This is a genomic window from Streptomyces sp. NPDC047079 (genome assembly GCF_040643755.1).
Classification (GTDB): Bacteria; Actinomycetota; Actinomycetes; order Streptomycetales; family Streptomycetaceae; genus Streptomyces.
On the sequence record NZ_JBEYUZ010000001.1, the window covers coordinates 307664 to 333868 of the forward strand.

23 protein-coding genes and 1 pseudogene are annotated in these 26205 nt (G+C 70.5%); 8 read left to right on the forward strand and 16 right to left on the reverse strand.

Annotated features, from left to right (window positions below; all coding sequences use genetic code 11):
- Nucleotides 1-37: 37 nt before the first annotated feature.
- The 8 genes from ABZ823_RS01375 to iolC form a co-directional block, all read right to left on the reverse strand.
- On the reverse strand, nt 38-901 hold the full coding sequence (locus ABZ823_RS01375; protein WP_361652398.1) for an ABC transporter permease: 864 nt from the start codon (nt 899-901) through the stop codon (nt 38-40).
- A complete protein-coding gene (locus ABZ823_RS01380; RefSeq protein ID WP_361652400.1) occupies nt 898-3768 on the reverse strand; it encodes an alpha/beta fold hydrolase in 2871 nt (956 codons plus the stop codon). The genes ABZ823_RS01375 and ABZ823_RS01380 overlap by 4 nt, the downstream gene beginning before the upstream one ends.
- A gap of 151 nt (nt 3769-3919) precedes the next feature.
- A complete protein-coding gene (locus tag ABZ823_RS01385; protein ID WP_361652402.1) occupies nt 3920-5320 on the reverse strand; it encodes an APC family permease in 1401 nt (466 codons plus the stop codon).
- A 376-nt stretch (nt 5321-5696) separates the two neighbouring features.
- Nucleotides 5697-7199: a CoA-acylating methylmalonate-semialdehyde dehydrogenase gene (gene mmsA, locus ABZ823_RS01390; RefSeq protein WP_361652404.1), complete on the reverse strand. Its 1503-nt coding sequence runs from the start codon at nt 7197-7199 to the stop codon at nt 5697-5699.
- Between the two features lie 14 nt (nt 7200-7213).
- Complete coding sequence (gene iolD, locus ABZ823_RS01395; protein ID WP_361652406.1) at nt 7214-9097, reverse strand: 3D-(3,5/4)-trihydroxycyclohexane-1,2-dione acylhydrolase (decyclizing); 1884 nt, start codon at nt 9095-9097, stop codon at nt 7214-7216.
- Nucleotides 9094-9915, reverse strand: a complete 822-nt coding sequence (gene iolB / locus ABZ823_RS01400) for a 5-deoxy-glucuronate isomerase (protein ID WP_361652408.1) — start codon at nt 9913-9915, stop codon at nt 9094-9096. The genes iolD and iolB overlap by 4 nt, the downstream gene beginning before the upstream one ends.
- Nucleotides 9916-9922: 7 nt before the next feature.
- A complete protein-coding gene (locus ABZ823_RS01405; protein WP_361652410.1) occupies nt 9923-10924 on the reverse strand; it encodes a deoxyribose-phosphate aldolase in 1002 nt (333 codons plus the stop codon).
- Complete coding sequence (iolC, locus tag ABZ823_RS01410; protein WP_361652412.1) at nt 10921-11907, reverse strand: 5-dehydro-2-deoxygluconokinase; 987 nt, start codon at nt 11905-11907, stop codon at nt 10921-10923. The genes ABZ823_RS01405 and iolC overlap by 4 nt, the downstream gene beginning before the upstream one ends.
- Before the next feature lie 122 nt (nt 11908-12029).
- On the opposite strand from iolC, the gene ABZ823_RS01415 reads away from it, so the two are divergent.
- The 3 genes from ABZ823_RS01415 (at nt 12030) to ABZ823_RS01425 (ending at nt 14361) form a co-directional block, all read left to right on the forward strand.
- Nucleotides 12030-12947, forward strand: coding sequence for a sugar phosphate isomerase/epimerase (locus tag ABZ823_RS01415; protein ID WP_361652414.1), 918 nt, complete (start codon nt 12030-12032; stop codon nt 12945-12947).
- Nucleotides 12948-13113: 166 nt separating this feature from the next.
- Nucleotides 13114-13353 carry a chaplin gene (locus tag ABZ823_RS01420; protein ID WP_361652416.1) on the forward strand — a complete coding sequence of 80 codons (240 nt, stop codon included), beginning with the start codon at nt 13114-13116 and terminating at the stop codon, nt 13351-13353.
- Nucleotides 13354-13731: 378 nt separating this feature from the next.
- Entirely contained in the window at nt 13732-14361 is a 630-nt protein-coding gene (locus tag ABZ823_RS01425; RefSeq protein ID WP_361652418.1) for a hypothetical protein, read from the forward strand.
- A 188-nt stretch (nt 14362-14549) separates the two neighbouring features.
- Here ABZ823_RS01425 and ABZ823_RS01430 read toward each other — a convergent pair whose 3' ends face one another.
- The 3 genes from ABZ823_RS01430 to ABZ823_RS01440 all read right to left on the reverse strand — a co-directional run bounded on the left by ABZ823_RS01430 (nt 14550) and on the right by ABZ823_RS01440 (nt 17815).
- A complete protein-coding gene (locus ABZ823_RS01430) occupies nt 14550-15509 on the reverse strand; it encodes a D-2-hydroxyacid dehydrogenase family protein (protein ID WP_361652420.1) in 960 nt (319 codons plus the stop codon).
- 51 nt (nt 15510-15560) lie between these two features.
- Entirely contained in the window at nt 15561-16313 is a 753-nt protein-coding gene (locus tag ABZ823_RS01435) for a L,D-transpeptidase (protein WP_361652422.1), read from the reverse strand.
- Nucleotides 16314-16510: 197 nt separating this feature from the next.
- On the reverse strand, nt 16511-17815 hold the full coding sequence (locus ABZ823_RS01440; protein WP_361652423.1) for a DUF11 domain-containing protein: 1305 nt from the start codon (nt 17813-17815) through the stop codon (nt 16511-16513).
- Between the two features lie 742 nt (nt 17816-18557).
- On the opposite strand from ABZ823_RS01440, the gene ABZ823_RS01445 reads away from it, so the two are divergent.
- Nucleotides 18558-18917: a hypothetical protein gene (locus ABZ823_RS01445; RefSeq protein ID WP_361652425.1), complete on the forward strand. Its 360-nt coding sequence runs from the start codon at nt 18558-18560 to the stop codon at nt 18915-18917.
- 314 nt (nt 18918-19231) lie between these two features.
- Here ABZ823_RS01445 and ABZ823_RS01450 read toward each other — a convergent pair whose 3' ends face one another.
- Nucleotides 19232-19786, reverse strand: a complete 555-nt coding sequence (locus ABZ823_RS01450; RefSeq protein ID WP_361652427.1) for a DUF6082 family protein — start codon at nt 19784-19786, stop codon at nt 19232-19234.
- A gap of 540 nt (nt 19787-20326) precedes the next feature.
- Nucleotides 20327-20680, reverse strand: a complete 354-nt coding sequence (locus tag ABZ823_RS01455) for an antibiotic biosynthesis monooxygenase (RefSeq protein ID WP_361652429.1) — start codon at nt 20678-20680, stop codon at nt 20327-20329.
- Nucleotides 20681-20826: 146 nt separating this feature from the next.
- On the opposite strand from ABZ823_RS01455, the pseudogene ABZ823_RS01460 reads away from it, so the two are divergent.
- A pseudogene (locus ABZ823_RS01460) lies at nt 20827-20991 on the forward strand (UTRA domain-containing protein); the annotation flags it as partial.
- 602 nt (nt 20992-21593) lie between these two features.
- Here the strand turns inward: ABZ823_RS01460 and ABZ823_RS01465 are convergent.
- Both ABZ823_RS01465 and ABZ823_RS01470 read right to left on the reverse strand, forming a co-directional pair.
- The gene (locus ABZ823_RS01465; RefSeq protein WP_361652431.1) at nt 21594-22184 is read right to left on the reverse strand and encodes a methyltransferase domain-containing protein; all 591 of its coding nucleotides are present in this window, start codon (nt 22182-22184) and stop codon (nt 21594-21596) included.
- Between the two features lie 53 nt (nt 22185-22237).
- Entirely contained in the window at nt 22238-22753 is a 516-nt protein-coding gene (locus tag ABZ823_RS01470; RefSeq protein WP_361652433.1) for a hypothetical protein, read from the reverse strand.
- Between the two features lie 135 nt (nt 22754-22888).
- Here ABZ823_RS01470 and ABZ823_RS01475 point away from each other — a divergent pair, with 135 nt between their 5' ends.
- Together ABZ823_RS01475 and ABZ823_RS01480 are read left to right on the forward strand one after the other, a co-directional pair.
- The gene (locus tag ABZ823_RS01475; RefSeq protein WP_361652435.1) at nt 22889-24163 is read left to right on the forward strand and encodes a histidine kinase; all 1275 of its coding nucleotides are present in this window, start codon (nt 22889-22891) and stop codon (nt 24161-24163) included.
- Nucleotides 24151-24801, forward strand: a complete 651-nt coding sequence (locus ABZ823_RS01480; RefSeq protein WP_361652437.1) for a response regulator transcription factor — start codon at nt 24151-24153, stop codon at nt 24799-24801. Before ABZ823_RS01475 ends, ABZ823_RS01480 begins: the two co-directional genes overlap by 13 nt.
- A gap of 160 nt (nt 24802-24961) precedes the next feature.
- Here the strand turns inward: ABZ823_RS01480 and ABZ823_RS01485 are convergent, their stop codons facing one another.
- On the reverse strand, nt 24962-25291 hold the full coding sequence (locus ABZ823_RS01485; RefSeq protein WP_361652439.1) for a hypothetical protein: 330 nt from the start codon (nt 25289-25291) through the stop codon (nt 24962-24964).
- 519 nt (nt 25292-25810) lie between these two features.
- On the opposite strand from ABZ823_RS01485, the gene ABZ823_RS01490 reads away from it, so the two are divergent.
- Entirely contained in the window at nt 25811-26029 is a 219-nt protein-coding gene (locus ABZ823_RS01490) for a hypothetical protein (protein ID WP_361652441.1), read from the forward strand.
- The last annotated feature ends 176 nt before the right edge of the window (nt 26030-26205 follow it).

The window sequence follows — 26205 nt, forward strand, 5'->3', positions numbered from 1 at the left end:
GCCGCCGAGACCGGTGGGAGATTCTCCGTTTCCCTAGCTAGGAGACGACGTCCTTGCGTGCGAAACCGCGGAAGGCCAGGGCGAACAACACCAGCGCGTACGTTGTGGAAATGGCCGCGCCCTGGATCATGCCGGACCATTCGGGCCGGGGCTGGACGGCGTCCGCCCATGCGAACTGCCAGTGCGCGGGAAGGAAGTCGCGCCAGTGGCCGAGCGCGGTGACCGCGTCCAGTACGTTCCCGACGATCGTGAGGCCGACCGCGCCGCCCACCGCGCCCAGCGGCGCGTCGGTCCGGGTCGACAGCCAGAACGCGAGCCCGGCGGTGACCAGTTGGGACACGAAGATGTACGCCACCACGACCACGAGCCGCTGGGCCGCCGTGCCCGCGGCAAGGGCGCCGCCGGTCGGTATCTCCAGCGGCCCCCAGCCGTAGGCCGCCGTGCCCACCGCGAGCGCGACGACCGGCAGCAGCACCATGGCCGCGAGGCTCAGACCGAGCCCGACCGCGAGCTTGGACCACAGCAGGCGGGCGCGCGGGACGGGGGCCGCGAGCAGGTAGCGCAGCGAGGACCAGCTCGCCTCGGAGGCGACCGTGTCCCCGCAGAACAGAGCGACCGGGATCACGAGCAGGAACCCGGCGGAGACGAAGAGGTTCACCGCGGCGAAGTTGGCGCCCGACGCGGTCGCCGTGTCCATCAGCGTGACCTGCCCGTTGCGGGAGCCCGGCTCGCCGCCGATGGCGAAGGCGACGACCAGCACGAACGGCAGCACGGCCAGGATCGCGCCCATGACGAGCGTACGGCGCCGCTTCAACTGCCGGACGAGCTCGACGCGCAGCGGGAGCGTCCGCCGCGCCCGGTACCCGTCGGCCGTCTCCGTCCGCTCGGTGAGCGCGCTCATGCGGAACCTCCGATCAGGGTGAGGAAGGCGTCCTCGAGACGACGGTGGGGACCGAGCGAGGCCACCGGCACGTCGAGCCGGACGAGCTCGACGAGCAGCCGGGCCGCGGCCACGGAACGCGAGACCACCGGCTCCGCGGACCCGTCGGCCGCCGCGTCGGCCGGGACGACGGAGGCGATCGGCCCGGAGGGCCCGACGGTGGAGACGACGGACGCGACCGGCCCGGGGGCGTCCGGAGCGGTGACGACGGAGGCCACGACGGAGGCGCCGCCGGGCGCGGCCGGTTCCGCGGACGTGGTTCCCCCGGCGGGGAGCCCAGGGGACGTGAGCGGCTGCCCTGCCGGTGTGAGACGTACCAGCAGTCCGCCCTCCGCGCGTACCGCCGACGAGACGCCGGGCAGTGCGGCCACCTTCTCCACCAGCGGGTCGGCGATGTCCGCCGCCAGGCCCACGAGCAGGGTGTCGCCGGAGCCCACGATCTCGTCCACCGGCCCCGCCTGTACCAGTCGGCCGCGGTCCATGACCACCAGATGCGTGCAGGACTGTTCGACCTCCGCCAGGAGATGGCTGGAGACGATGACCGTGCGGCCGCCCGCCGCGTACCGGATCATGACCTCGCGCATCTCCCGGATCTGCGGCGGATCCAGACCGTTGGTCGGTTCGTCCAGGATCAGCAGGTCCGGCAGGCCGAGCATCGCCTGCGCGAGGGCGAGCCGCTGGCGCATGCCCTGGGAGTACGTGCGCACCGCGCGGGACAGCGCGTCGCCCAGCCCCGCGATCTCCAGCGCCTCGTCCAGGTGCGCGTCCTCGGGCGGGCGGCCGGTCGCCCTCCAGTACAGCTCCAGGTTCTCCCGGCCGGACAGGTGCGGCAGGAAGCCCGCTCCCTCCACGAAGGCGCCGACCCGCGACAGCACCGGTGCGCCCGGGCGGATCGCGTGGCCGAACACCCGGATCTCGCCGCCGTCCGGCTTGATCAGGCCCATCAGCATGCGGAGTGTCGTCGTCTTGCCCGCGCCGTTCGGACCCAGCAGGCCCAGCACCTGGCCCCGCTCCACACGGAAGGAGAGGTCCCGCACCGCGTACCGGTCCGTCGACTTCGCGTACCGCTTGCTGAGGTCCGTGATCTGGAGCGGAACCCCGGCCAGCGCGGGGTCGGGAGCCGGGGTCGTCGTGGCGCGGCGGCCCGTCAGGAGCAGGGCCGCCGCGACCGCCGCCCCCGCGAGCGGCAGCCACCAGACCCAGGAGGGCAGCGGGGCCGCCGCGGTCGTCACCCCGGGTGCCGTCGGCACCGTGAGGCCGCTCTTCAGGGCGACCCTGTACGTGGCCGGCGCGGCCGGGGACGCGTACCCGAGGTCCGTGGAGGAGAGGACCAGCCGCAGCCGATGCCCCTTCTGCACCTCATGGTCGAGGGCGGGGAGGGTCAGTGTGACGTCCTTGCCGTTCCTGGCGCCGGTCACCCGTACGGGGGTGACCAGTTGCGCGGGCAGGACCGGCCGGCTGTCGCCGGGGCCGACGTCGTACACCTTCCCGAAGAGCACGGCGTCGTCGCTCGTCGACGTCACATGGAGGATCACGGTCGGCGACCCGGTGATCCACAGGTCGTCGCGGACCGGAGCCGAGTCGAAGTGCGCGTACTGCCCGGGGAAGTCGAGCGACACCCCGATGCCCAGCGACGACAGCTGGGACAGGCCGCCGGAGCCGCCGAGGCCGGGGAGCGCGGAGATCGCGGGCGGGCTCGCGCCCGCCGGGTTCGCGAAGCTCTGCTCGCGACCGGCGAGCGGGACCGTCCGCCGCCCACTCCGAAGACCGGGATAGGTGTCCCCGCTCGCGCCGCGCAACAGGGCCGCGCCGTCCGTGGAGTCGATGCCCCCGGTCCGGGTGATCCGGAAGGCAGGCCCGGTCCCGATGCCCTTGTCGTCCTTCAGATAGCGGTCGAACCACGCCGTGACGCGCGCCTGGACGCGGCCTGTCTCCAGGTCGCCGCCGTCGTGCCCGCCGGCGATCCAGTCGACGTCCACGGGCGCGCCGTTGGCCCGGATGGCCCTCGCCGCCTCGTCCGCCTGGCCGAGTGGGAACAGCGAGTCGGACTGGCCCTGCACGAGCAGCGTGGGCACCTTGATGTCCTTGCCGACGGCGGACGGGGAGCGCTCCTGGAGCAGGGCGCGCGCCTGCGCGTCGGGCGTTCCGGATTCGGCGACCCGGTTGTACATCCGGCACAGCTCGGCGGTGAACCTGCCGCAGCCACCGCCGGAGTTCAGGAAGACGCCGGCCCACAGCTTCTTGAACACGCCGTTCGGGAACAGGGCGTCCGCCAGGTTCCAGTACGTGATCGCCGGGGCGATCGCGTCCACTCTCCGGTCGTGACCGGCGGCCAGCAGCGAGACCGCGCCGCCGTACGACGCGCCCGCCATGCCCACGCGCGGGTCGCCGGGCTTGTCGAGCTCGACCTCGGGCCGCTTCGCCAGCCAGTCCAGCATTTTCGAGACGTCGGCGACCTCGCCCTTGGGATCGTTGAGCCCGATCCGTCCCGTGGACCTTCCGAAGCCGCGCGCCGACCAGGTCAGCACGGCGTACCCGTCCTGTGCGAGCTTCCCCGCCTGGTCCCTGACGTCTTCCTTGCTGCCGCCGAATCCGTGGGCCAGCAGCACGGCCGGGCGCCGCCCGGGGGACCCCGCGGTGAAGTAGGACGTGTCGATCCGCACGCCGCCGCCCATGTCCATGACTCTGTCGGCGCGGTGCACGGCAGGTGCGTCGTCCGAGGCGACGGCCGACCACGTACCGACACAGGCCAGCACGAGGACGACCGCGGCCACGGCGGCCACGGCCCCCCGGCGCAGCCCCCGCAGCGCGGGCAGTCGAAGATCCATGCGTCAACGGTAAGGGCCGCCACAGACAACCGGGGCAGCCGCCGGACGGAACTCCGGGCCCTCCCACAGGCGTACGGACCCTGTGCCGCATACCGCAGCCGTGGTACGCGGAGGCGGGAGGACCCGCCGTACCGACACCCCCGTCGGGGGCTCAGGCCCGCGCGTCCTCCGGGATCGACACCAGCCAGCGGGTGTCGCGGCGGGGGCGGAGATAGAGCGCCCAGTACAGGGTGGCCGCCGCGGTGATGCCGCCCGTCCACAGCAGATAGCCGACCTCCTGCCGGCTGAGGATGTACGCGAGGACCGCGATCAGCAGGACCGGCATCGCGGGCCACAGCGGCATCCGCCAGGCGGGGGTGTGCCGGTGCGCGCCGCGCCGGGAGAGCAGGGCGGCGACCGCCACCAGCAGGTACATGCCGGTCACCGAGACGCCCGTGACGCCGTAGAGGGTGTCCAGGTTGACGAAGCACAGGCACGCGCCGGGGACGCCGACGACGAGGGTGGCGACCCAGGGGGAGCCGAAGCGGCCGAGCTTGGCGAGCCTGTTGTTGACCGGCTCGGGCCAGGCCTTGTCGCGGGCGGAGGCGAACAGCACGCGGGAGTTCTGGATGACCATCACGATGCCCGCGTTGATGATGGCGAGCGCCACGCACAGGCTCACGAAGGTGCCGACGGCCGAGTTGGACCAGGCGGTGACCATGCTGCTGAGGTCGCCGCCCGTCAGCGCCTTGAGGTCGGAGGCGCCCAGGGTGATCGCCACGACCGGGACCAGGATGACGACCGAGGAGATCGCGAGGGTGGCGAGGACCGTGCGGGCGACGTTGCGGCGCGGGTTCTCCAGCTCCTCGGAGAGGTAGACGGCGGTCGAGAAGCCCTGGGTGACGAAGAGGGCGATGGCGAGTCCGGAGACCACCAGCATGGCCGTCACGGTGTCCGTGTGGCCGCCGGAGCCGGCCACCTGCATCGAGACGAGGCTGCCGAGGCCGCGCTCGCCGTGGGTGAAGCCCAGGACCGCGACGACACCGGCGGCCACCACTTCCAGGACCAGGAAGATGCCGGTGATCCAGGCGTTGGCGCGCAGGTCCAGCAGCCCGGCCAGGGTGGCGAGCAGCATGACGGTGGCGCCCGTCATCGCCGGGTCCAGGTGCACGAGAGGTGCGAGATAGTCCGCCGTGCCCATGGCGATCACCGGCGGGACGATCATCACGACCAGCAGGGACAGCACGAAGACCAGCCAGCCGGCGAGCCGCCCGGCCAGTGTCGACACCATGGCGTACTCGCCGCCCGCGCTCGGGATGAGGGTGCCCAGTTCCGAGTAGCAGAACGCCACGGCGATACAGAGGAGGGAGCCGATGGCGATCGTGAGGGCGGTGGCGGTGCCCAGCGAGCCGAACAGGTCGGGGACGACCACGAAAAGGGTGGAGGCGGGCGTCACGCACGACAGGGTCAGCAGAGTGCCGCCGACGACGCCGATGGAACGCTTGAGCGTCCGGGGAGTGGTCTCCGGTGCCAGGGCGACGGAGTTCTCGGCAGGGCGGAGCGTGTCGGTCATGCGGCGGTTCCGATCGACTCGTGCGGCGGTGGTTCGGGCGGGAGCTGTATCGCCTCCGGAGGCTGGGTGGGCCCACTGCTCGTGCTCTCCCGGTGCGCTGCATGGAACCCCGACGAAAACCGGCGCGTCAATGGCCGTTAACCTTCGGAATCCGCACTTGTAAAGTGCTCAGCGACACGTTGCTTTCCCAGGGAATGGCACCCCTTTGGCTCATTAGCCAAGCCGTAGCGCGATTGGACCTTGCTTTCAAAGGCAACAGATGTCCTGAGCCTGCGTCACCCGTTTAATGCCGCCTGAACGGGAACCGCAGCAGAGGCGTCAAAAAAATGTCAGGCCGTCCGGTATCCGGACGGCCTGACGGGGGCTTGACGCGACCTCAGTGGTTGCGCGGGAACCCGAGGTCCACGCCCGCCGGGGCCTCGGACGGGTCGGGCCAGCGGGTGGTGACCACCTTGCCGCGGGTGTAGAAGTGCGTGCCGTCGTTACCGTAGATGTGGTGGTCGCCGAAGAGCGAGTCCTTCCAGCCGCCGAAGGAGTGGTAGCCCACCGGAACCGGGATCGGCACGTTCACGCCGACCATGCCCGCCTCGATCTCCAGCTGGAAGCGGCGGGCCGCGCCACCGTCCCGGGTGAAGATCGCGGTGCCGTTGCCGAACGGAGAGGCGTTGATCAGGGCGACGCCGTCCTCGTACGTCTCGGCCCGCAGCACGCACAGCACCGGGCCGAAGATCTCGTCCCGGTACGCCTTCGCCGTGGTCGGCACCTTGTCCAGGAGCGAGATGCCGATCCAGTGGCCGTCCTCGTAGCCGTCCACGGTGTAACCGGTGCCGTCCAGGACGACCTCGGCGCCCTCCGCCGCCGCGCCCGTCACATACGACGCCACCTTGTCGCGGTGCGCCTTGGTGATCAGCGGGCCCATCTCGGAGGCCGGGTCGTCGCCCGGACCGATCTTGATCTTCTCGGCGCGCTCGCGGATCTTCTCCACCAGTTCGTCGCCGATGGTTCCGACGGCCACGACGGCGGAGATCGCCATGCAGCGTTCGCCCGCCGAGCCGTACGCCGCCGAGACCGCCGCGTCCGCCGCCGCGTCCAGGTCGGCGTCCGGCAGGACCAGCATGTGGTTCTTGGCGCCGCCGAGGGCCTGCACGCGCTTGCCGTTCGCGGAGGCGGTGGTGTGGATGTAGCGGGCGATCGGGGTCGAGCCGACGAAGGACACCGCCTTGACGTCCGGGTGCTCGAGAAGGCGGTCCACGGCCACCTTGTCACCGTGGACGACGTTGAAGACGCCGTCCGGCAGACCCGCCTCCGCCAGCAGCTCGGCGAGCCGGAGCGAGGCGGACGGGTCCTTCTCGGACGGCTTCAGCACGAACGTGTTGCCGCACGCGATGGCGATCGGGAACATCCACATCGGCACCATCGCCGGGAAGTTGAACGGCGTGATGCCCGCGACCACACCGAGCGGCTGCCGGATCGCGGCCACGTCCACACGGCTGGCGACCTGCGTGGACAGCTCGCCCTTCAGCTGAACGTTGATGCCGCAGGCCAGGTCGACGATCTCCAGGCCGCGCGCCACCTCGCCGAGCGCGTCGCTGTGCACCTTGCCGTGCTCAGCGGTGATCAGTTCGGCGATCTCGTCGCGGTGGGCGTCCAGCAGCGCCCGGAACTTGAACAGGATGGACGTGCGCTGCGCGAGTGAGGACTGCCCCCACGTCGCGAACGCCTCCTTGGCCGCGGCGACGGCCGCGTCCACCTCGTCCACGGTCGCGAAGGCCACCTTCGTGGTGACCGCACCGGTCGCCGGGTCCGTCACCGGACCGTACGTGCCCGAAGCGCCCTCGACGGTCTTGCCGCCGATCCAGTGGTTGACGATCTTCGTCATGCCCAAGAACTCCTTCACAGATGGCGGCGTCGGGTCGAGACGTGCCGGTCGTACTCCTCACGCGCCTTGACCGCCGACGGCCGTGTCGCGGTCGCGGCCACAGGTACATCCCACCAGGCCTGCGCCGGAGGCGCGCCCGACACAGTGTCTGCGGTTTCGGTCTCCACGTAGACACATGTGGGAGTGTCCGCGCCGCGTGCCTCGGCGAGGGCGGCGCGCAGGTCACCCACTGTCTTCGCACGCAGCACACGCATGCCCAGGCTGGCCGCGTTGGCGGCCAGGTCCACGGGCAGCGGCGTCCCTGTGTACGTACCGTCCTCGGAGCGGAAGCGGTAGGCGGTGGCGAACCGCTCGCCGCCGACGGACTCCGACAGCCCGCCGATCGACGCATAGCCGTGGTTCTGCACGAGAAGGACCTTGATCGCGATCCCCTCCTGCACGGCCGTGACGATCTCCGTCGGCATCATCAGGTAGGTGCCGTCGCCGACCAGGGCCCACACCGGCCGGTCCGGTACGGCCATCTTCACCCCGATCGCGGCCGGGATCTCGTAGCCCATGCACGAGTAGCCGTACTCCAGGTGGTACTGGTCCGGTGAACGGGTCCGCCACAGCTTGTGCAGATCGCCCGGGAGCGAGCCGGCCGCGTTGACGAGGATGTCGGACTCGTCCACCAAGGCGTCCAGCACGCCGAGGACCTGCGGCTGCGTCGGCCGTACGTCCGGTTCGTCGGCCTCGAAGCAGGCGTCCACACGGTGCTCCCAGCGCTGCTTGTCCTCCGTGTACTCGGTGACGTACGGGGGATCGACGCGGCACCCGTGCACCGCCAGCGCCTCGGTCAGCTGCTCCAGGCCGCTGCGCGCGTCGGCGATCAGCGGCAGCCCGGAGAGCTTGTGGCCGTCGAAGGGGGCGATGTTGAGGTTGAGGAAGCGGACGCCCTCGCCGGTGAAGAGGGTGCCGGAGGCCGTGGTGAAGTCGGTGTAGCGGGTGCCGACGCCGATCACCAGATCGGCGGTGCGGGCCAGCTCGTCGGCGGTCGCCGTACCGGTGTGGCCGATGCCGCCCACGTCCTGCGGGTGGTCCCAGCGCAGCGAGCCCTTGCCGGCCTGGGTGGAGGCGACCGGGATGCCCGTGGCTTCGGCGAACTCCGCGAGCGCCTCCTCCGCGCGGCTGTGGTGGACGCCGCCGCCGGCCACCACGAGCGGGCGCCGGGCGGACCGGACCGCCTGGACGGCCTCGGCGAGTTCGGCCGGGTCGGCGCCCGGGCGGCGCACCGTCCAGGTCCGCTCGGCGAAGAACTCCATCGGCCAGTCGAAGCCTTCCGCCTGCACGTCCTGCGGCAGCGCGAGCGTGACCGCGCCCGTGTCGACCGGGTCGGTGAGTACACGCATGGCCTGGAGGGCGGCCGGGACCAGCGCCTCCGGGCGGGTGATCCGGTCGAAGTACTTCGACACCGGCCGCAGGCAGTCGTTGACGGACACGTCACCGGCCTGGGGGACCTCGAGCTGCTGGAGTACCGGGTCCGCCGGGCGGGTGGCGAAGACGTCGCCGGGCAGCAGCAGGACCGGGAGGTGGTTGATCGTGGCGAGGGCGGCGCCCGTGACCAGGTTGGTCGCGCCGGGCCCGATGGACGTCGTCACCGCGTGCGTGGAGAGACGGTTGGACTGCCGGGCGTAGCCGACGGCCGCGTGCACCATCGACTGCTCGTTGCGGCCCTGGTGGTAGGGCATGACGTCGCCGTACTCGACCAGCGCCTGACCGAGGCCGGCGACGTTGCCGTGGCCGAAGATGCCCCAGGTGGCACCGATCAGCCGGCGGCGCACGCCGTCGCGTTCGGTGTACTGGGCGGCCAGGAAGCGCACGAGCGCCTGAGCGACCGTGAGCCTCGTCGTCGAGGTCATCGGTACCCCCCTGTGCTTTCTACGTGGTCCGGGTGGAAGCTGATCCGCCACTCGCGTTCCTCGCCCGGCCCGGCCATGACGTTCAGGTAGTACATGGTGCGTCCGGGCTGGGCGATCGACGGGCCGTGCCAGCCGTCCGGTACGAGGACGACATCGCCGGTGCGGACCTCGGCGAGGACGTCGGATCCGCCCTCACGGGAGGGAAATACGCGCTGGTACCCGAGACCGTTCGGCCCCTCGATCTCGAAGTAGTAGATCTCCTCCAGCTCACTCTCCTCGCCCGGCCGCCTCTCGTCGTGCTTGTGCGGCGGGTACGAGGACCAGTGGCCACCGGGTGTGATCACCTCGACGGCGATGAGCCGGTCGCACTCGAAGGCGTCGGCGGAGGCGAAATTGCGCACCTGGCGCGCGCAGTCGCCGCTCCCGCGGTCTTCGACGGGAACCTCCGGCGCGGGGCCGTAGCGGGCGGGGAGTCGGCGCTCGCACTTCGCTCCTGCCAGGGCGAAGCGGCCTCCCGTGCCGGAGGTGATCTGTGCCCGGGCGTCTCGGGGCACGTACGCGAAGTCCGATACACCCGCGAAGACGTCGTCTCTGCCCAGGAGTTGCAGCGTTCTGCCCTCGACGCGCACGGTACAGGCGCCCTCGAGGGGAAGCACGATCCACTCGCTGTCACCGGTGGTGAACATGTGCGTGTCACCCGGCCGGAGCTCCACGATCCGCAGGCTGCTGTGGCTCCAGCCGGCCCGTTTGGGGTCGATGTCCAGGGCGTACTGCGCGTTCGCGGTCGCGCCCCGGGGGACGTACAGCTCGTTGCTCATGCGACCCTCACAGAAGTCCTACGGCGGTGTCCACGGCCGTGGCGACGTCGCCGTCCGCCGGGTACAGCAGCGAACGGCCTACCACCAGGCCCTTGACGGTGGGTAGTTGGAGTGCCCCGCGCCACTTCTCGTACGCGCTCTCCTGGTCCGTGCCGACGTCGCCGCCGAGCAGCACGGCCGGCAGGGTGGAGGTCTCCATCACCCGGGCCATGTCGTCCGGGTTCTCGGTCACCGGGACCTTCAGCCAGGTGTACGCCGAACTGCCGCCGAGACCGCTGGCGATGGCGATGGACCTGGTCACGGCCTCCGCAGCGAGGTCGTTGCGGAGACGGCCCTCGGGGGTGCGGCGGCTGATGAACGGCTCGACGAACACCGGGAGCCGGCGCTCCGCCATCTCGTCGATCACCCGGGCGGTGGACTCCAGGGTGTTGAGCGATCCCGGGTCGTCGTAGTCGATGCGCAGCAGCAGCTTGCCCGCGTCGAACCCGAGCCGTTCGATGTCCTGGGGGCGGTGACCGGTGAAGCGGTCGTCCAACTCGAAGGACGCCCCCTGGAGCCCTCCGCGGTTCATCGACCCCATGACGACCTTGTGTTCGAGGGCGCCGAGCAGCAGCAGGTCGTCGAGGATGTCGGCGGTGGCGAGCACTCCGTCGACGCCCGGCCGGGACAGCGCGAGGCACAGCCGCTCCAGCAGATCGGCGCGGCTCGCCATGGCCATCTTGCGGTCGCCGACACCGAGGGCGCCGCGGGCGGGGTGGTCGGCGGCGACGATCATCAGCCGGCCGGTGCCCCCGAGCAGCGGCCGCCGGGCCCGCCGGGCAGCGGCCTCGGCGACGGCCTCGGGGTGGCGGGTGCGGACCCGGACGAGTGCGGAGACGTCCACGCGGGGGGAGGGGAGGCGAAGGGTGCCGTTCTCCTCGCGGGGCAAGCGCGCGTGCGGGGCGCCGTCGCGGTGGGGGGTGCCGGTCTCCCCCTCGTGCCGGGTGCCCCCGACGTGTCCCGCCCTCATCGCACCGCTCCCGCCGTGACCGCTTCAGCGACCTCGGCGGCCGTGGGCATCGCCGAGGAGCACTCCAGACGGGAGGCCACGATCGCCCCCGCGGCGTTCGCGTACCGCATGATCCGCTCCAGGTCCCACCCGGCGAGCAGCCCGTGGCAGAGCGACCCGCCGAAGGCGTCGCCCGCGCCGAGGCCGTTGAGGACCGTGACCGGGAGCGGGGGGACCTGAGCCGACTCTCCCGTGGCGCTGACCGCGAGCACGCCCTTGGGCCCTTGCTTGACCACCGCGAGTCCGACACCGGCGTCCAGCAGCGCACGGGCGGCGGCGTGCGGATCGCGCTCCCCGGTGGCGATCTCCACCTCGTCGAGGTTGCCGACGGCGACCGTGGCGTGGCGCAGCGCCTCGGCGTAGAACGGGCGTGCGGAGCCGGCGTCCTCCCAGAACATGGGGCGCCAGTCGAGGTCGAAGACCGTCGTACCGGACTCGGCGCGGTGGGCGAGGGCGGCGAGCGTCGCGGTACGGCTCGGTTCCTCGCACAGGCCCGTGCCCGTCATCCAGAAGACGCGCGTGGCGCGGATCGCGTCCAGGTCCAGCTCGTGCGCGTCGATCTCCAGGTCCGGCGCCTTGGGCTGCCGGTAGAAGTACAGCGGGAAGTCGTCCGGCGGGAAGACCTCGCAGAAGGTGACCGGAGTCGGCAGTCCCGCGACCCGGGTCACCCAGCGGTCGTCCACGCCGAACGCGCGCAGCGCCTCGTGGAGGTAGGTGCCGAAGGGGTCGTCACCCGTGCGTGTGATCACCGCCGTACGGCGTCCGAGACGGGCGGCGGCGACCGCGACGTTCGTCGCCGACCCGCCCAGGAACTTCCCGAAGGTCGTCACCTGGGGCAGGGGTACGCCCGTCTGCAGCGGATAGAGATCCACGCCGATCCTGCCCATGGTGATCAGGTCGTACGGGGCTCCGCCGTGCGGAACCCACTCCTCGGACTCCTCCATCGAGTTCCCTTCCCCTCGGCTGCCCCCAGGTCTAGCCGCGCGGAGGGAGCCCTGTCAATGCTTTGTCCAGACATTCGGACGACAGCTTGACATGGCTTCGGGGTGGCCTGAAGCTGGCGCCCATGACGTCGTTGTCACCCACGGGATCACTGTCCCGCATCCGGATCGGATCGGCTCCCGACTCCTGGGGAGTCTGGTTCCCCGACGACCCCCGGCAGGTGCCCTGGCAGCGCTTCCTCGACGAGGTCGCCGGGTCCGGGTACGAGTGGATCGAGCTGGGCCCGTACGGATATCTGCCCACCGACCCCGCGGTCCTCGCCGAGGAGACCGGGCGGCGGGGCCTCAAGGTCTCCGCCGGCACGGTCTTCACCGGGCTGCACCGCGGCCCGGAGGTGTGGGACGCCACCTGGGCGCATGTCGCGGACATCGCGGCGCTGACCCAGGTCATGGGGGGCTCGCATCTCGTGGTCATCCCGGCGTTCTGGCGGGACGACAAGACGGGGCGGGTGCTGGAGCCGAGCACCCTGACTGCCGGGCAGTGGCGGCACCTGACCACGCAGACCGAGCGACTGGGACACGAGGTGCGCGAGCGGTACGGCCTGGAGATCGTCGTCCATCCGCACGCCGACACGCATATCGACAGCGAGGAGAACGTCACGCGCTTCCTCGACGCGACGGACTCCTCGGCGGTGTCGCTGTGCCTGGACACCGGGCACTACGCGTACTGCGGCGGCGACAGCGTCAAGCTGATCGAGGCCTACGGGGAGCGGATCGGGTACCTCCACCTCAAGCAGGTCGACCCCGCGGTCCTCGCCGAGGTCCGGGCTGAGGAGATCCCGTTCGGCCCCGCCGTGGCGCGCGGCGTCATGTGCGAACCGCCGTCCGGCGTACCGGCGTTGGAGCCGGTGCTGGCCGCCGCGCAGCGGCTCGGAGTCGACCTGTTCGCGATCGTGGAACAGGACATGTACCCGTGCCACCCGGACAAGCCGCTGCCGATCGCGCGGCGCACCCGGGCGTACCTGAGGTCCTGCGGCGCGTGAGGGGGGCGCACCGGATGGAGACGGGACGCGCCGGGGTGAAGCCGTAAAGTCCGGCAATTCCGGAGATCACCCCATCGGGGGCGCAACCAGGACGTGGGCCTCGCAGTTGACTCGGCGTCGGGCATTCCGCCCGGTTGTTGTGACGACTTCCAAGGAGCACCTCTCCATGTCGCGTATCGCGAAGGGCCTGGCCCTGACCACCGTTGCCGCTGCGGCCGTGGCGGGCACCGCCGGTATCGCCGCCGCCGACAGCGGCGCAAGCGCCGCCGCCGACACCTCCCCCGGCATCGTGTCGGGCAACGTCGCGGAGGCCCCGGTCCACGTCCCGGCCAACGTCTGCGGTGTCACGGCCACCGTCGTCGGCCTGCTGAACCCGGCGTACACCAACAACTGCGCCGGCAGCTGACGTCCGAGCGGACCCTTCTGATCGGCCGCTCCCCCTCGGGGGCGGCCGGTCGGCGTTTGTGCCCCGGGCCGGGCCGGTCGGCGTCGTGCCCGGGCGGTCGGCGTCGTGCGCAGATCGGCCGGCGTGGTCCGGCCGGCGTCGTGCGCAGGCCGGTCTGCGTCGTGTACGGGCCGGGCGGGCACCGGCCCCGGAGTCGCTCGGCTGTTCCGCCGAACGGGTGGTGTGCGTTTCGATCTCTCCGCACGCCCTCCCACCAGGCACAACACGGGTGACGAGGTCACCCGGACCAGCTACGCGGAGCGTCCGAACGGTTGCAGACCGCGATGTCCCCTTTCACGGTGAATCTCAGGCACCAAGCCTCACGACGAAGGGAACATCATGCGTGTTCTGCCCGCGCGGCGCTTTGCCTCCTCCGCTCTCTGCGCCATGCTGCTCATCGGAATCGCCGGACCGGCCGCCGTGGCGGCCGACCACGCCTCGGCGCGTGGCCGCGTCCCCGCGGAGACCTCCCTCCCGCCCAACGCCGACGTCCTCGTGCGCCCGGTCAACGACCTGCTGGACGCGGTGCTCAAGGCGAACCACGGCCGGCTCTCGGCCGACGAGGCGACCCGGCTCGGCAAGGCCGTGGACGACGCCATCGCCAAGGTCAGCATGACCCCGCCCACCCAGACCCTGCAGGACGACGAGGACGAGGCCCTCGCCGACCTGCGAGAGGCGACCGACAAGCTGCTCGCGGCAGCGACCTCCGCCAACACGAACCAGGTCGCCCCGGCGGCCACGGCGGTGGTGACCGAACTCGCCAAGGTCCTCGCCACGGGCTTCGCCACCGGCGAGCTGCTGCCCCTGCCCAACCCCTCCGGCCAGCCGAGCCTTCCCGCCCTCCCGGCGGTGCCGTCGACGAAGCCCAGCCTCCCGGCGGTGCCGTCGTCGCCCAAGCCCAGCCTCCCGGCGATGCCGTCGGCCACGGCGAAGCAGCTGGCGCCCATTCCGTCCCACTCGATCAACTGAGTTCCACAGCACGCGGATGATCCGCGTCCCGTAGCGCGTGACGAAGCGCGCGACCCGAGTCGCGGCGACGCACGCACCGGACAGCCGCCGGCCCGGCCACCAGGCCCGCCGGCGGCTGTCGGCGTGCACGGCCTCTGTCCGTCGCCGATCAGCCGAGGCGGCGTACCGGCTTCCCGGCCCGTAGCCGATCAGCCGAGGCGGCGTACCGGCTTCCCGGCCAGGTACGCCTGGATGTCCTCGACGGCCTCGCCGTAGTACGTCGCGTAGTTGGCGCGGGAGACGTATCCCAGGTGCGGGGTGGCCAGCAGCCGCGGCGCGGTGCGCATCGGATGGCCGGCCGGGAGCGGCTCCACGTCGAACACGTCGACACCCGCACCGGCGATACGGCCCTCCCGCAGGGCGGCGAGCAGGGCGTCCTGGTCCACGATGGCGGCGCGCGAGGTGTTGACGAGATAGGCGGTCGGCTTCATCAGCCGAAGTTCACGGGCGCCGATCAGCCCGCGGGTGCGGTCGCCGAGCGCAAGGTGCACGGAGACGAAGTCGCTGGCGGCGAGCAACTCCTCCAGGGAAGCGGCGCGTTCGACTCCGACCTCGTGCGCGCGCTCCTCGGTGAGGTGCTTGCTCCAGGCGGCGACCTCCATGCCGAAGGCGAGCCCGACCCGGGCGACCCGGCTGCCGATCTTCCCGAGCCCGAGGAGTCCGAGCCGCCGCTCGTGCAGATCAGCGCCCACCGTGCTCTGCCAAGGGCCGCCGTCCCGCAGGGCGTTGCTCTCCGCGACGACCCCGCGCGCGAGCCCGAGCAGCAGCGCCCAGGTCAGCTCCACGGGCGGCGTGGAGGAACTGGCGGTGCCGCAGACGGTCACCCCGTGCGCCTCGGCGGCCGCGTAGTCGATGACGGAGTTCCGCATTCCCGAGGCGATGAGCAGTTTCAGCCGGGGCAGCCGGGCCAACAGGGAGCCGGGGAAGGGCACGCGTTCGCGCAGCGTGACGACGATGTCGAAGTCGGCGAGCGCCTCGCCCAGGGCATCCTCGTCGGCGAAGTGCTCGGCGAAGGACACGACCTCCACCCGGTCCGCCACCGGCGACCAGTCCGCGACGGAGGTCGCGATCCGCTGGAAGTCGTCGAGCACGGCACAACGAAGCCGCATGTCAGCCCCCTCCGGTCGACGGGGAAACCCTATCGAACCGGCATGCGGGGATCAGTTCCCGTTGCGCCTGCCGAAGACCTCGACGCCGTCGCCGACGCGCAGCAGGGACCACAGTGCTCTGGCGTCGGCATAGCGGACGTTCACACAGCCGTGGGAGCCGGGGTCCTCGAAGATCGGACGGTGGCTCGCGTGGAGGGCCTCGCCGCGGTCGAAGAACTGACTGAACGGCATGGGAGCGTCGTACAGACTGGACCAGAACTTCTCCACGCGCTTGTAAATCCTGTGGGACCCGTTGCGGGTCCGATGGCCGGGCATCCCGGTGCGCGCGGGGATCGGGCCGAAGGCGATTTTCTTGCCCTGCCGCACCCACAGCAACTGGCGTGTCTGGTCGACACAGACGACGAGCCTCGACCGTCCGGCACAACCGGTGAGCGACGCCTTGTGCCGTGTGGCCCAGTCCACCACGGCGGCCCGATGGCTCACCAGCCCCGCATAGCCGTCTGCCGGGACGATGCCGTACGCGCTCTGCACGCTCTGGATCGCCGCGCAGTCCTGCGCGGACTGCTTTCCGTCCTCAGGCAGCCCCAGGTACTTCTCCACCTGGCGCTGGTAAGGGCCCGTGGAGAGACGGCACATCGTGGTGCCGTCGTCCTCCCGAGGCGCAACCCCGGGCACACCCGCGGCCGATGCCCCCGCCGCGCCGAGGACGACCAGGGACCCCACCAGGGTGGCCAGGGCGGCGAGGCTGCTCCGTCCGCGGACGAGGCGACTCCGTCGGCAGCGGACGTGCGACCTCTTCGTCATCGACACCTCCTGGGGCGCGGGGTGCGCTCTCGCGCTGGACCCTGCGGTATGTCCCGCGAAACAGCTGACATTCCCTCTCCATACAAAACGAAGTCGCCGTGGCTCTCACCCCGATGCCCGTGTGAACAGGCGAGGTCGGGCTGCGGACACGACCGTGCCCCGGCCCGACACGCGGCCCGGGGCACGGTCGCCGGTCACTAGCGCTGAGCGGCGCGCGTCCTGTCCGCAGCCATGGCGCGGTGCATCCCGGCCCGCCCGGTGTCCTTGTCCCGGAGGCGGACGGTGACGAGGGTCCGGCACTCGCTGCTGGCGCCGGCCGTCGGGCAGTTGCTGCCGAGGTTGTCGGAGCTCAGCCCGTTCTGGAGCCTCAGGTCGCCGAAGTCCTGACGGTTGACGGTGACCGAGTACCGGATGGTCGCGGTCTCACCACGCCGGAGTTCGCCGGTCCAGGTCAGCCTCGGCTCGGCATAGCCGACGACGCCGCGGGTGGCGTCCGCGTCGACGTTGTACCGGGCGTCGTCCAGCACACCGGACAGATCGTCGGTGAAGTGCGCCGGGTTGGCGCCCACGAAGTCCGTGTCCCCGGTGTTACGCACCCTGACGGTGTATCGGACGACGTCGCCCGGCCTGACCGTCCGGGGCGCATCCACGGTCTTGGTGATCCTGAGGCCGCCCCGGTTGACCTCGTTGCTGTCGGTGTTGTTGCCCAGGTCGGGGTCGAAGTCGAGGCCTCTGACCGTCGCCGTGTTCTGCACGCCGTTGAAGCCGGGGCCGGCGAAGCCGGTCACGGTGACCGTGGCGGTGGCTCCCGCGGCCAGCGGACCGCCGGTGCAGGTCAGCAGGTTTGAGGCGGAGACGGTGCAGCCCGCCGAGGTGGTGTACGGGCCGTGCAGAGCCGACGGAAGCTGGTCGGTGATGCTCCAGCCGGTCGAGTCGCTCGGGCCGTTGTTCCGCACCGTGAGGGTGTAGGTCACCTGGCTGTTGACGGGCGCCGTCGACGGCCCCGACTTCGTCAGCGACAGGTCCACACGCCGCCGCGCGATTTCGGTGCGCACCGCGGCCGCGTTGTTGCTGTAGTCCGGGTCGGGCTCGTTGCCCTCGACGGCGACGATGTTCTGGAGGTTGGTGAAGTCCTGGCCGGCGAAGCCGCTCACGGTGATCGTGGTGCTGGCATGGGCCGCCAGCGGACCTCGGGTGCAGGTCATCAGGCCCGGGGCGGGAATGCTGCAACCGAGCGGGGGCACAACGCCGCGGATACCCGTCGGAAGGTAGTCGGTGAGGGTGAAGCCACTTGAGGGGATCGAGCTGTTGTTCGTCACCGTGATGGTGTAGGTGACGGCCTGGCCCTCCGTCGCGGAGGCCGGGCCCTGCTTCGTCACCGCGAGGTCGACGCCGACCTGACGCGCTACGGCCGTGGAGTGCACTCCCTTCACCTGGGTGACGGAGTGGCTGGGGGCGGCGACCGCGGTGGAGGAAGCCATGCCCGAAGTCAGCGCCGTCATGATGCCCACGGTGAGCGCCGACACTGCGCCGACGCGTCGAGCGCCGGGGCGCATGCCGTTACCTTGACTCACGAGGTTTGACCCTTCATGCAGGAGGCCTGATGCAGCCGGCGCCCATGCGTCTGCTGCCGAAAGCGGCCTGTCGGAAGATTGCAGCTGAAGAAGAGCACATGGGCTCTTTATCAGTCGCTTTTGACGCGGTAATGGGGCTTTTTTTAGTCCCAATGGAGCATTATCAGCGGGGCCTGTGGATGTGTGATGTGCCCTGCGGTAGATGTCCACTTGAAGCGCTGTGCGACGGCCCATTTTCCGACGGTTGAATGCTGTCCAAAGCGGAAATGCCGTACGCCCCACGCCCCTTGCGTCGGGGGAGGCCGCAGTTGGTTATGCCCATCCTCGAGCAGCAGAAACGATTCTGGCGCGCGCAATTTCACCAATAAGGGCCGAGGTGAATGAAACGCGCCTTCGAGTTCGCCCCATCCCCGAAAACTAATTGCGGATAAAACTATGCGAGCCCTGGCGGCCTGCCGTCACGAAGGTCGGCGGAGGGGTGGCCAGGCGATGAGAGGGCGACCGGGAGGCAAACCGCCATCCGGAGGGAGGGCGGTGCGGTGCACCTTCACTCGCCACGGCCGCCCTCGCCCTGGCCGCCCCCATGGGCCGGCGGCCCAGGCCATGGCCTCCCCGTCCCATGGCGTAACCATCGCCCACGCTCGGGCCGGCCCCGACGAAGAAGGGCGAGATGGCCTGCAACGCCCTGCGGGTAACCGCGGGCACCCCGAAGCCGGCACACGCCGAGAGCGACCTGACCGCGGCCGCCGCTGCCTCCGGCTACGGCCCCGCCTCGTTGCAGGCGGCGTACAACCTGCCGTCCGCCAGCGGCGGTTCGGGTCAGACGGTGGCGATCGCCGATGCCTACGACGACCCGAACGCCGAGTCCGATCTCGCTGTCTACCGCTCCCCGTACGGCCTGTCCGCCCGTATCACCGCCAACGGCTGCTTGAAGAAGGTGGACCAGAACGGCGGCACCAGCCAACCGCGCGGCGACTCCGGCTGGGCCGAGGAGATCTCTCTCGACCTCGACATGGTCAGCGCGGCCTGACCCGGGAATCCCGCCCGCCCAGGTGGCGGAGTGGGCCGGGAACAGCGTCGCCGTGCTCCTGGCCACCTAGGGGGTTTCGACAGGCAACTGCCGGACCTGAAACGGCGGCTGGAAGCCGTGGGTGATCCGTCGGAGGTGCCGGGCGCCGACTGACCTGCGGCCGAGAACTTCGACACGGCCACCCGCGAAAACCCGGTGACAGCCGGAACAAGCATGACTAGGCCAGTGCGAGGAGGCCCGGCCCGTGTGTCCGGGCCTCCGATCTGGTGGTGTGCGCTAGCGCAGCCACTCACTTCGCCTTCTGCATGCAAGCATCACACGCGAGGCGGCAGAAAGTAGGAGCTGGAGTCGACAGGGGGCCCTCCGGCTAGTGCTTTCTCGTAAGCCTTCTGAGTTACTGCCACAAATTCCTGCTCTCGTCGATTTGCGTTGGCCTTTGACCAGCTGATCCAGCCCTGGCCGTAAATCTGCCAGTGACGCCGTGCGACTTCGCCGCCGAAATGTATCGTCAGGGTGATCTGGGCGGATTCTAGATTCGTGCGGCCAGTCAAGTAGTCCGTAAGCCAAAGTCGGTAGATGAGATTGCAGAAGTAGTATTGCCGCGCTTCCGTAAATGTGCTGGGAGTGGGCGGCGGCTCCCAGCAATGCATAAGGGTCTCGTCGTCGATGGCGCGGAGTATCAGCTCTTTATGCATGGAAGATCGGATCTCTTCGTGCATGATCCGGGTCTGTTTGGCCTGGTGCCAGATTGAAACCATCGCCCCGAGGAAGCCTGCGGCGGAGAGCAGTACGGCTACTGCTCCGTAAGCCTGACTGACCTCGCTCAGCCTGTTCCAATCCATCCCGGAGGGTGCTATCGCGCGCAGCATGAACGGAGACCCGGCAATGAACGAGACGAGCCCTCCTACTGCTAATAACCAGAGAATCCACGGTTGTCGTGGCCCGCGATTCATTGTGACGTGCTCCCCTCTTCACTGGTGCGGTCGGCGTCACCGAACTGCTGCATCAAAGGCCTCTTTTTTTCTGCGCCCTGGCGTGGTGTCGTGCTCACGCTCGCCGCGCTCGCCAGGTTCCACGCGATGACACCTTTGCTGTTGGGTATAGCTGCCGGGAACGTCCACGCTGACGGAATCCCAGAAGCCGGGGACGCCAGCCAGCAGCTGCCGAGCCGCAGAACGGTATGCCGCTGTCGTCTGGGTGGTGCAGGTACAGCCGGGGCGCGCACGAGGTCTGCAGATACCAACCGCGTGATCGCTGACCGCGCACAGACCGCTGCTGAGATCCATGGGGCGAACGCCGCCCATCGCCACGGAGTCGTCGGACAGTTGAACCCACTGGCTTCCGGCGGCTCGAATCTCGGACCACGAGGTGACTTCGGTCGGTCAGCCTGCTGTCGGGCTCCGCGGGACCTACGCTCGAGTGAACCCGTGGCTCCGCTCCACTTTCGCCACATGCAGCGTGTAACTCTGGTACCACTCGGCCTGCCCACGCTTTTGCGCCGCGCGGTGCTCGGCGTTGCACCGCCACTCCGCGAGGGCGTCGGCGTCGCGGAAGTACCCGACGGTGATGCCCAGGCCGCCAGGAGTCTGCGCATGGTCCATCCCCAGGAACCCAGGGACGTCTTTCACCAGGTCTTCCATGCGTGCGTTGGTCTCGCTGTAGCCGCTCTGGTCCTGGGTTCGCACCGTAGTGAAGACAGCCACGTAGTAGGGCGGTTCATAGGCCTCGACGGGAGCGACAGGCGCTTCCGAGTGTTCGCTCATGGCGCCACCGTAAGGCGGGATGCACCCAAGGATCCAGCGTCTTTCCTGAACGGGATACATGCGGGATCGGGCTCTTGACCAAAGCCGTTTGAGCTCTCCTGGCTCCCGGAAGCGGCGGCGGTGCCTGCCCTTGGGGGAAGTACCGCGCCCTCCGGATCGGCCCAGTCGTGGCCGTCCTCGCAATCACACGCGTCGCGACCGACTCCACCGGGCGAGTCGTCGAGGCGGCGCTCCTGGTGTTCCCGGGGGATCGTGTGGACGCAGTTTTCACCACCCACCACATGACCGATGAGAGGCACACGCAAGGATGACGGCACCGAACGAACTGCGGCTCCTCGGACACCCTTGACGACCAGGATGCGGGCCCAGAGGACTTGCGACTGCTGGCGAAGGGCCTGACCGGTGTCGCCGTCATCACTCACCCCCACCTTGATCCAGAAGAAACCGCCTACACCAGCCTCGCTCACCTGTGGCTGGGTAGCACCGCCGAAAACCGCGCGGAATGGGCCAGTCGGCACTGCACAACCACAGGCCCGCTCGCAGAACTCCGCGGGGCTGCTGCACGCACCCGCCTTATCGCCGCCGCCCGGGCTTGCTGCCGGAGAGGACCCAGCACGCTCGGAGACCGGAATCACGCAGCAGAAGCCGGAGGATTCCCCTCTCACCTTGCGGGGGCGCCGCAGTTTTCGTGGCTGGCCGCGGTTGGGGCGGAGCCCGCTCGCCTTCTGGAGCGGCCTACCGCGCGCCAGGTTGTTCAGCTCGGTGATCGCGGTCCTTGCGTGCGGTGCTCACGCTTCCCCGCCGTTGGTGTCCCGGTCGCTGTGGGCGAGGCGCTCGCTCTGGTGGCCTGGCGTGTCGGCTCTGCAGGGTCGGAAGCGGGCGAGGTATGCCGGGCTTCGGCCGCGGCGCTCGGTCAGGTGGAGCCGGCGGCGTTGGCGAGCCGGTGCAGCCGGCCGAAGGGCATCCAGTGCCGGTCGAAGAACTCGCCGATCACCAGCCGCCCGCCTGGTGCCAGCACCCGTGCCGCCTCGCGCAGTACCCGATCCGGCTCGGGGATCTCGCCGAGCGCGGTCACGGTGTATACGGCGTCGAATGTCCCGTCGGCGTAGGGCAGTTCACGTGCGTCCGAGCGGGTGGGCCTGATCCTCGCCAGGCCGTCGCGCTCGGCGCGGCACATCACGTGGTCGAGCATCTCCTGCTGGATGTCGAGCACATCGAGCCGTCCCTCCGGCCCGAGCTGCGGGGCGACGTGCAGCGACTGCAGGCCCGTCCCCGGGCCGATCTCCAGGATCCGCTCCCCCGGCCGCGGTTGCAGTACGGCGTCCACCCGGTCGGCTGTCAGGAACGGCAACGGCACGTCGAGGAGGCCGCGTTGGGCGTACGGATAGGGCGCCGTGTCGCGCAGCCACCAGGCGGCGGCCAACGCGGCGCCGACGCCGGCGGCGACCGCCCAGCGGGTCCGGGCCGGGATCGGGGCGACGGGGGCGGTGGTGATGCGGTGCATGGTGTTCGCTGGTGGATTGATTTGGTCCGTGGCATGTGGCTGGGCGGTCGGCGTCACGCGTGCCGGCTCAGCGCCCGCAGCGCCAGCCGGCCGCACAGCGCGGCGAGCGGCAGCTCGGCGCCGAGCGCCATGGCGACCGCGGTGGCGAAGTCGCCGCCCGGGGCCGCGGTCGTGATGTCGAACCAGGCGTCCACCACAAGCAGCGTCGCGGTCGCGGCGGCTGCCAGGGCGTGCCGCCGGTCGCCGCGGGCGGCGAGGAGGCCGGTGGCGATCAGGCCGAGCGCCTCCAGCGCGTCGAGCCCGACCCAGGCGACCGGCCAGTGCGCCGCGGTCGCGGTGGCCGGCAGGCCGGTGGCCAGCACGTACAGCCACGGCAGCAGGGCGAGCCCGCAGGCGACCAGCAGCCACCCGGCCCGCCGCATGCCCCGCGCCGGGCGCGGCTCCTCCGCCTCTTCGTGGAGCGGGATGACCTCGGCGCGGTCGAAGCCCTCGGCACCGGCCAATTCGTCATTGCACCGCACCAGTTGACGCATCGTCTTCCCCCGCTCCCCGCCGGCTCTCCCCTTCACGTGCTCCACCCTCCGCCGCACACCAGGACGCCGTCAGTCACGCAGGGTTCCGACCCGGGGTGGAGAAAAGTGCACCCCCGAACCGGGCGGGAGCGTCATGGCACGGGGATGGCCTGCGGCTTTACCGTTTGACGCATGCAACTCACGACGTGGCTGCAGCTGGTGCTGGGCCGGCCGTTCCGCAGGGCGGGGCACCGGACCGCGCTCGTCGCCGCCGGCCTGCCGCTCCACCTCGCCGTGGTGCCACTGTGGCTCTGGCTGCTCGGCACGATGGCGGCGCTGGTACGCGCGCCCGGCGCGGTGGCCGTGACCCCGCTGCCCGTGCTGCTCACGCTCGTGGTGACACCCCTGCTGACCGCCGGGCAGCGGCGACGCTACCGGGCGCTCGTCGGCAAGGACCTCCCGCGCCCCGCCGTACCCGGGCCCGGACGCAACTGGAAGTCGGCGGTACGCCGGCTGACCACACGGGCCTTGTGGCGGCAGGTGTGCTACCACGCCGTGGCGGGTCCGCTGCTGGCCGTCCTGGACCTCGCCGTCCTCGCCGTCTGGGCCGCCGCTCTCGTGGCCGCCTCCATCTACGTGTGGATCTGGGCCCTGCCCCCGCAGTGGCGGGTCACCGACCTCGGGTACACCACGCAGGCCGCGTACGTCACCGCCGGCGGTCTCGCCCTGCTGTTCCTCGGGCCCCGGCTGACCGGCGCTCTGGTGCGGCTGGAGACCCGGGCGGCCGAGGTCTTGCTCGGCCCCAGCCGCACGGAGAAGCTGGCCCGCCGGGTCGCCGACCTCGCCGAGAGCCGGGCCGGTGTGCTCGACGCCGCCGACGCCGAGCGGCGGCGGATCGAGCGCGACCTGCACGACGGCGCACAGCAGCGCCTCGTCTCACTCGCCGTCAACCTGGGCCTGGCCAGGTCCACCCTCGGCGACCTGCCGGAGGACGCCCGCAAGGTGATCGACGAGGCGCACCGCGAGGCGAAGGAGGCGATCGCCGAGCTGAACAACCTGGTGCGCGGCCTGCATCCGGCCGTCCTTGAGGACCGCGGCCTCGACGCCGCGCTGTCCGGGGTCGCCGCCCGCCTCCCGATCCCGGTGCGCGTGGCGGTGGACCTGCCGCAGCGCCCCTCACCCACGGTCGAGGCCGTCGCGTACTTCGTGGTCTCCGAAGCCCTGACGAACGTGGTCAAACACGCCCAGGCGACCCGGGCGGACGTGACCGTGGAGCGGATCGGGGAGACACTGCTGGTGGTCGTCGCGGACGACGGCGCGGGCGGCGCGGATCTCGCGGCGGCCGGCGGTGGCACCGGGCTCGCCGGGCTCGCCAAGCGCGTCGCGTCCGTCGACGGCACGTTTTCCTGCCGCAGCCCCGCCGGGGGCCCGACCGTCATCACCGTGGAGCTGCCGTGCGCGCCGTGATCGCCGAGGATTCCCTCTTGCTGCGCATCGGCGTGGTCAAGGTGCTGGAGGCGGCCGGCTTCGAGATGTGCGCGCAAGTCGCCGACGCAGAAGGGCTGCTTGCAGCCGTCCAGGAGCACCGGCCCGACATCGCCGTGGTCGACGTGCGCATGCCGCCCGGCTTCACCGACGAGGGAGTGCGCGCCGCGCTGGTGATCCGCCGTCAGTACCCGCGTACCGCCGTGCTCCTGCTGTCGCAGTACGTGGAGGAGCGGTACGCCGCCGATCTGCTCGCCGCCAACACCTCGGGCGTCGGCTATCTGCTCAAGCAACGGGTCGCCGACGTCGAGGAGTTCGCCGAGGCGGTACGCCGGGTGGCGGCCGGCGGCACCGCACTCGACCCGCAGGTCGTCGCGCAGCTGCTGGTGCGCCGGCACAGCGATCCGCTCGACCGGCTGACACCGCGCGAGCGGGAGGTGCTGGAGCTGATGGCGGGCGGCCGGTCCAACTCCGGCGTCGCCGCCGAGCTGGTCGTGAGCGAGAGCGCGGTCGCCAAGCACATCAACAGCATCTTCACCAAGCTCGACCTGCCCAAGGCCGACGCCGACCACCGCCGCGTCCTGGCGGTGCTGCGCTTCCTGGGCGTTGCGACCGCATAGTGCGCGATCACGCCCGCATGCCCAGTCGACAACGGTGCTGAGCAGCACTTAGTGGGGAATGCGGCGCCTTCGGACAGGATCTTCCTCTGGTCAGCCAGGTGATCCAAACGAAACCGCCTAGACGCCGTTTCTGATGGTCGTATGGATCCCGAGACGATGCCTATGCATGGACACAGTGCATGCGCAGATCCGTCAATGCGTCCCGCAGCGGCGACAGCGGCACGTTGAGCGCGCGGCCCAACAGCGCCCGCGCAACGGCGGTGCGTTCCCAGTGCGGTTGGCCAGACCTCATTGACAGGACCACACGGTCTCGGGTGACCACGGCAGAACCCGTGAAGCCTGGGTCGGTGATCGGAGACTCATCCAGGGTGACGTCCAGCTCCGCAAGAAGTTCCGGAAGAGGAGTATCGAGAAGATGCTCGGCCGTCAGCGCCATCTTCGAGTCGCCGGGTGGCAGCGTAGAGGTCTGCACCCGTTCGGATTTGCTCACGGGCAATTTCTTCTGCTGGCGAGTGGTGGGCCGCCAGAGTGCCGCTGGGGCTGGGCCAGTGCAGCGCAACGCTGAACAGTCTCCCTCTAACGGTGAAGTCAGAGACACCAGTACGAGCGCCCTGACCAGCGAGTCCTCTTATGCGGAGACACCAGCTATGGAAGCTTGGGTTATTTACGGGCGGTTTCCGGGCTGACCTGGGCAGAGAAGCACTGGGCCTCAACGAGCCAGCACCCTGTTCCCGGTGTTCCCCGTGGTTCCCCGCTAGATCTGGCACGAGCCAGGTGCTTCCTGAAGGCTTCATTCAGCGCACAGAGGGGGCTTCCGCTCTGGGCCGTCGAGCGCCGTGACCATCGATGCCATCGGCCAATGACGATCGATCGACAGAAAGGCGTCTCGGACGATCATTGACCAAGGGCACAATGTGAACGGTTGAACCTGCCGGTTTGCGCAGGGTCATGGGGCACCAAGGGGGAGATCGTACCTTTCTTCATATCAGTCACACTTATCGGTGTCGGTGTGGCGACCGGCGGTAGCGGGGTCGCCCTCGGCGGCAAAGGCGCCCACGACCTCAAGCGTTCGAAGGACTGGTGCAAGGAGGCGGGCCAGGGCTACGAACGATGCCGAGCCCAGACCGAGGACGCACTGGCAGAGACGAACACTGCCCTCAAGGCACTGGGGGAACAGCAGAGGCAGGCGCGTCTCAGCAGAGCGATCTGCCACGAGCGTACGGTGTAGCAGTCTGGGGGGCGGGAGGCGGTGAGCAGCTGAGCGAGCGGGACGTAGGGCTGGCGCTGCCGGAAGGTGTCGCGGATCAGCTCTGGAAGGGACCGCAGGCCGGCCATGGCCGCGTCCAGATGGGTTCGGTCCAGCACTACGCCGAAGGTCCGCACGGCGTCCTCGACCTGGTCCAA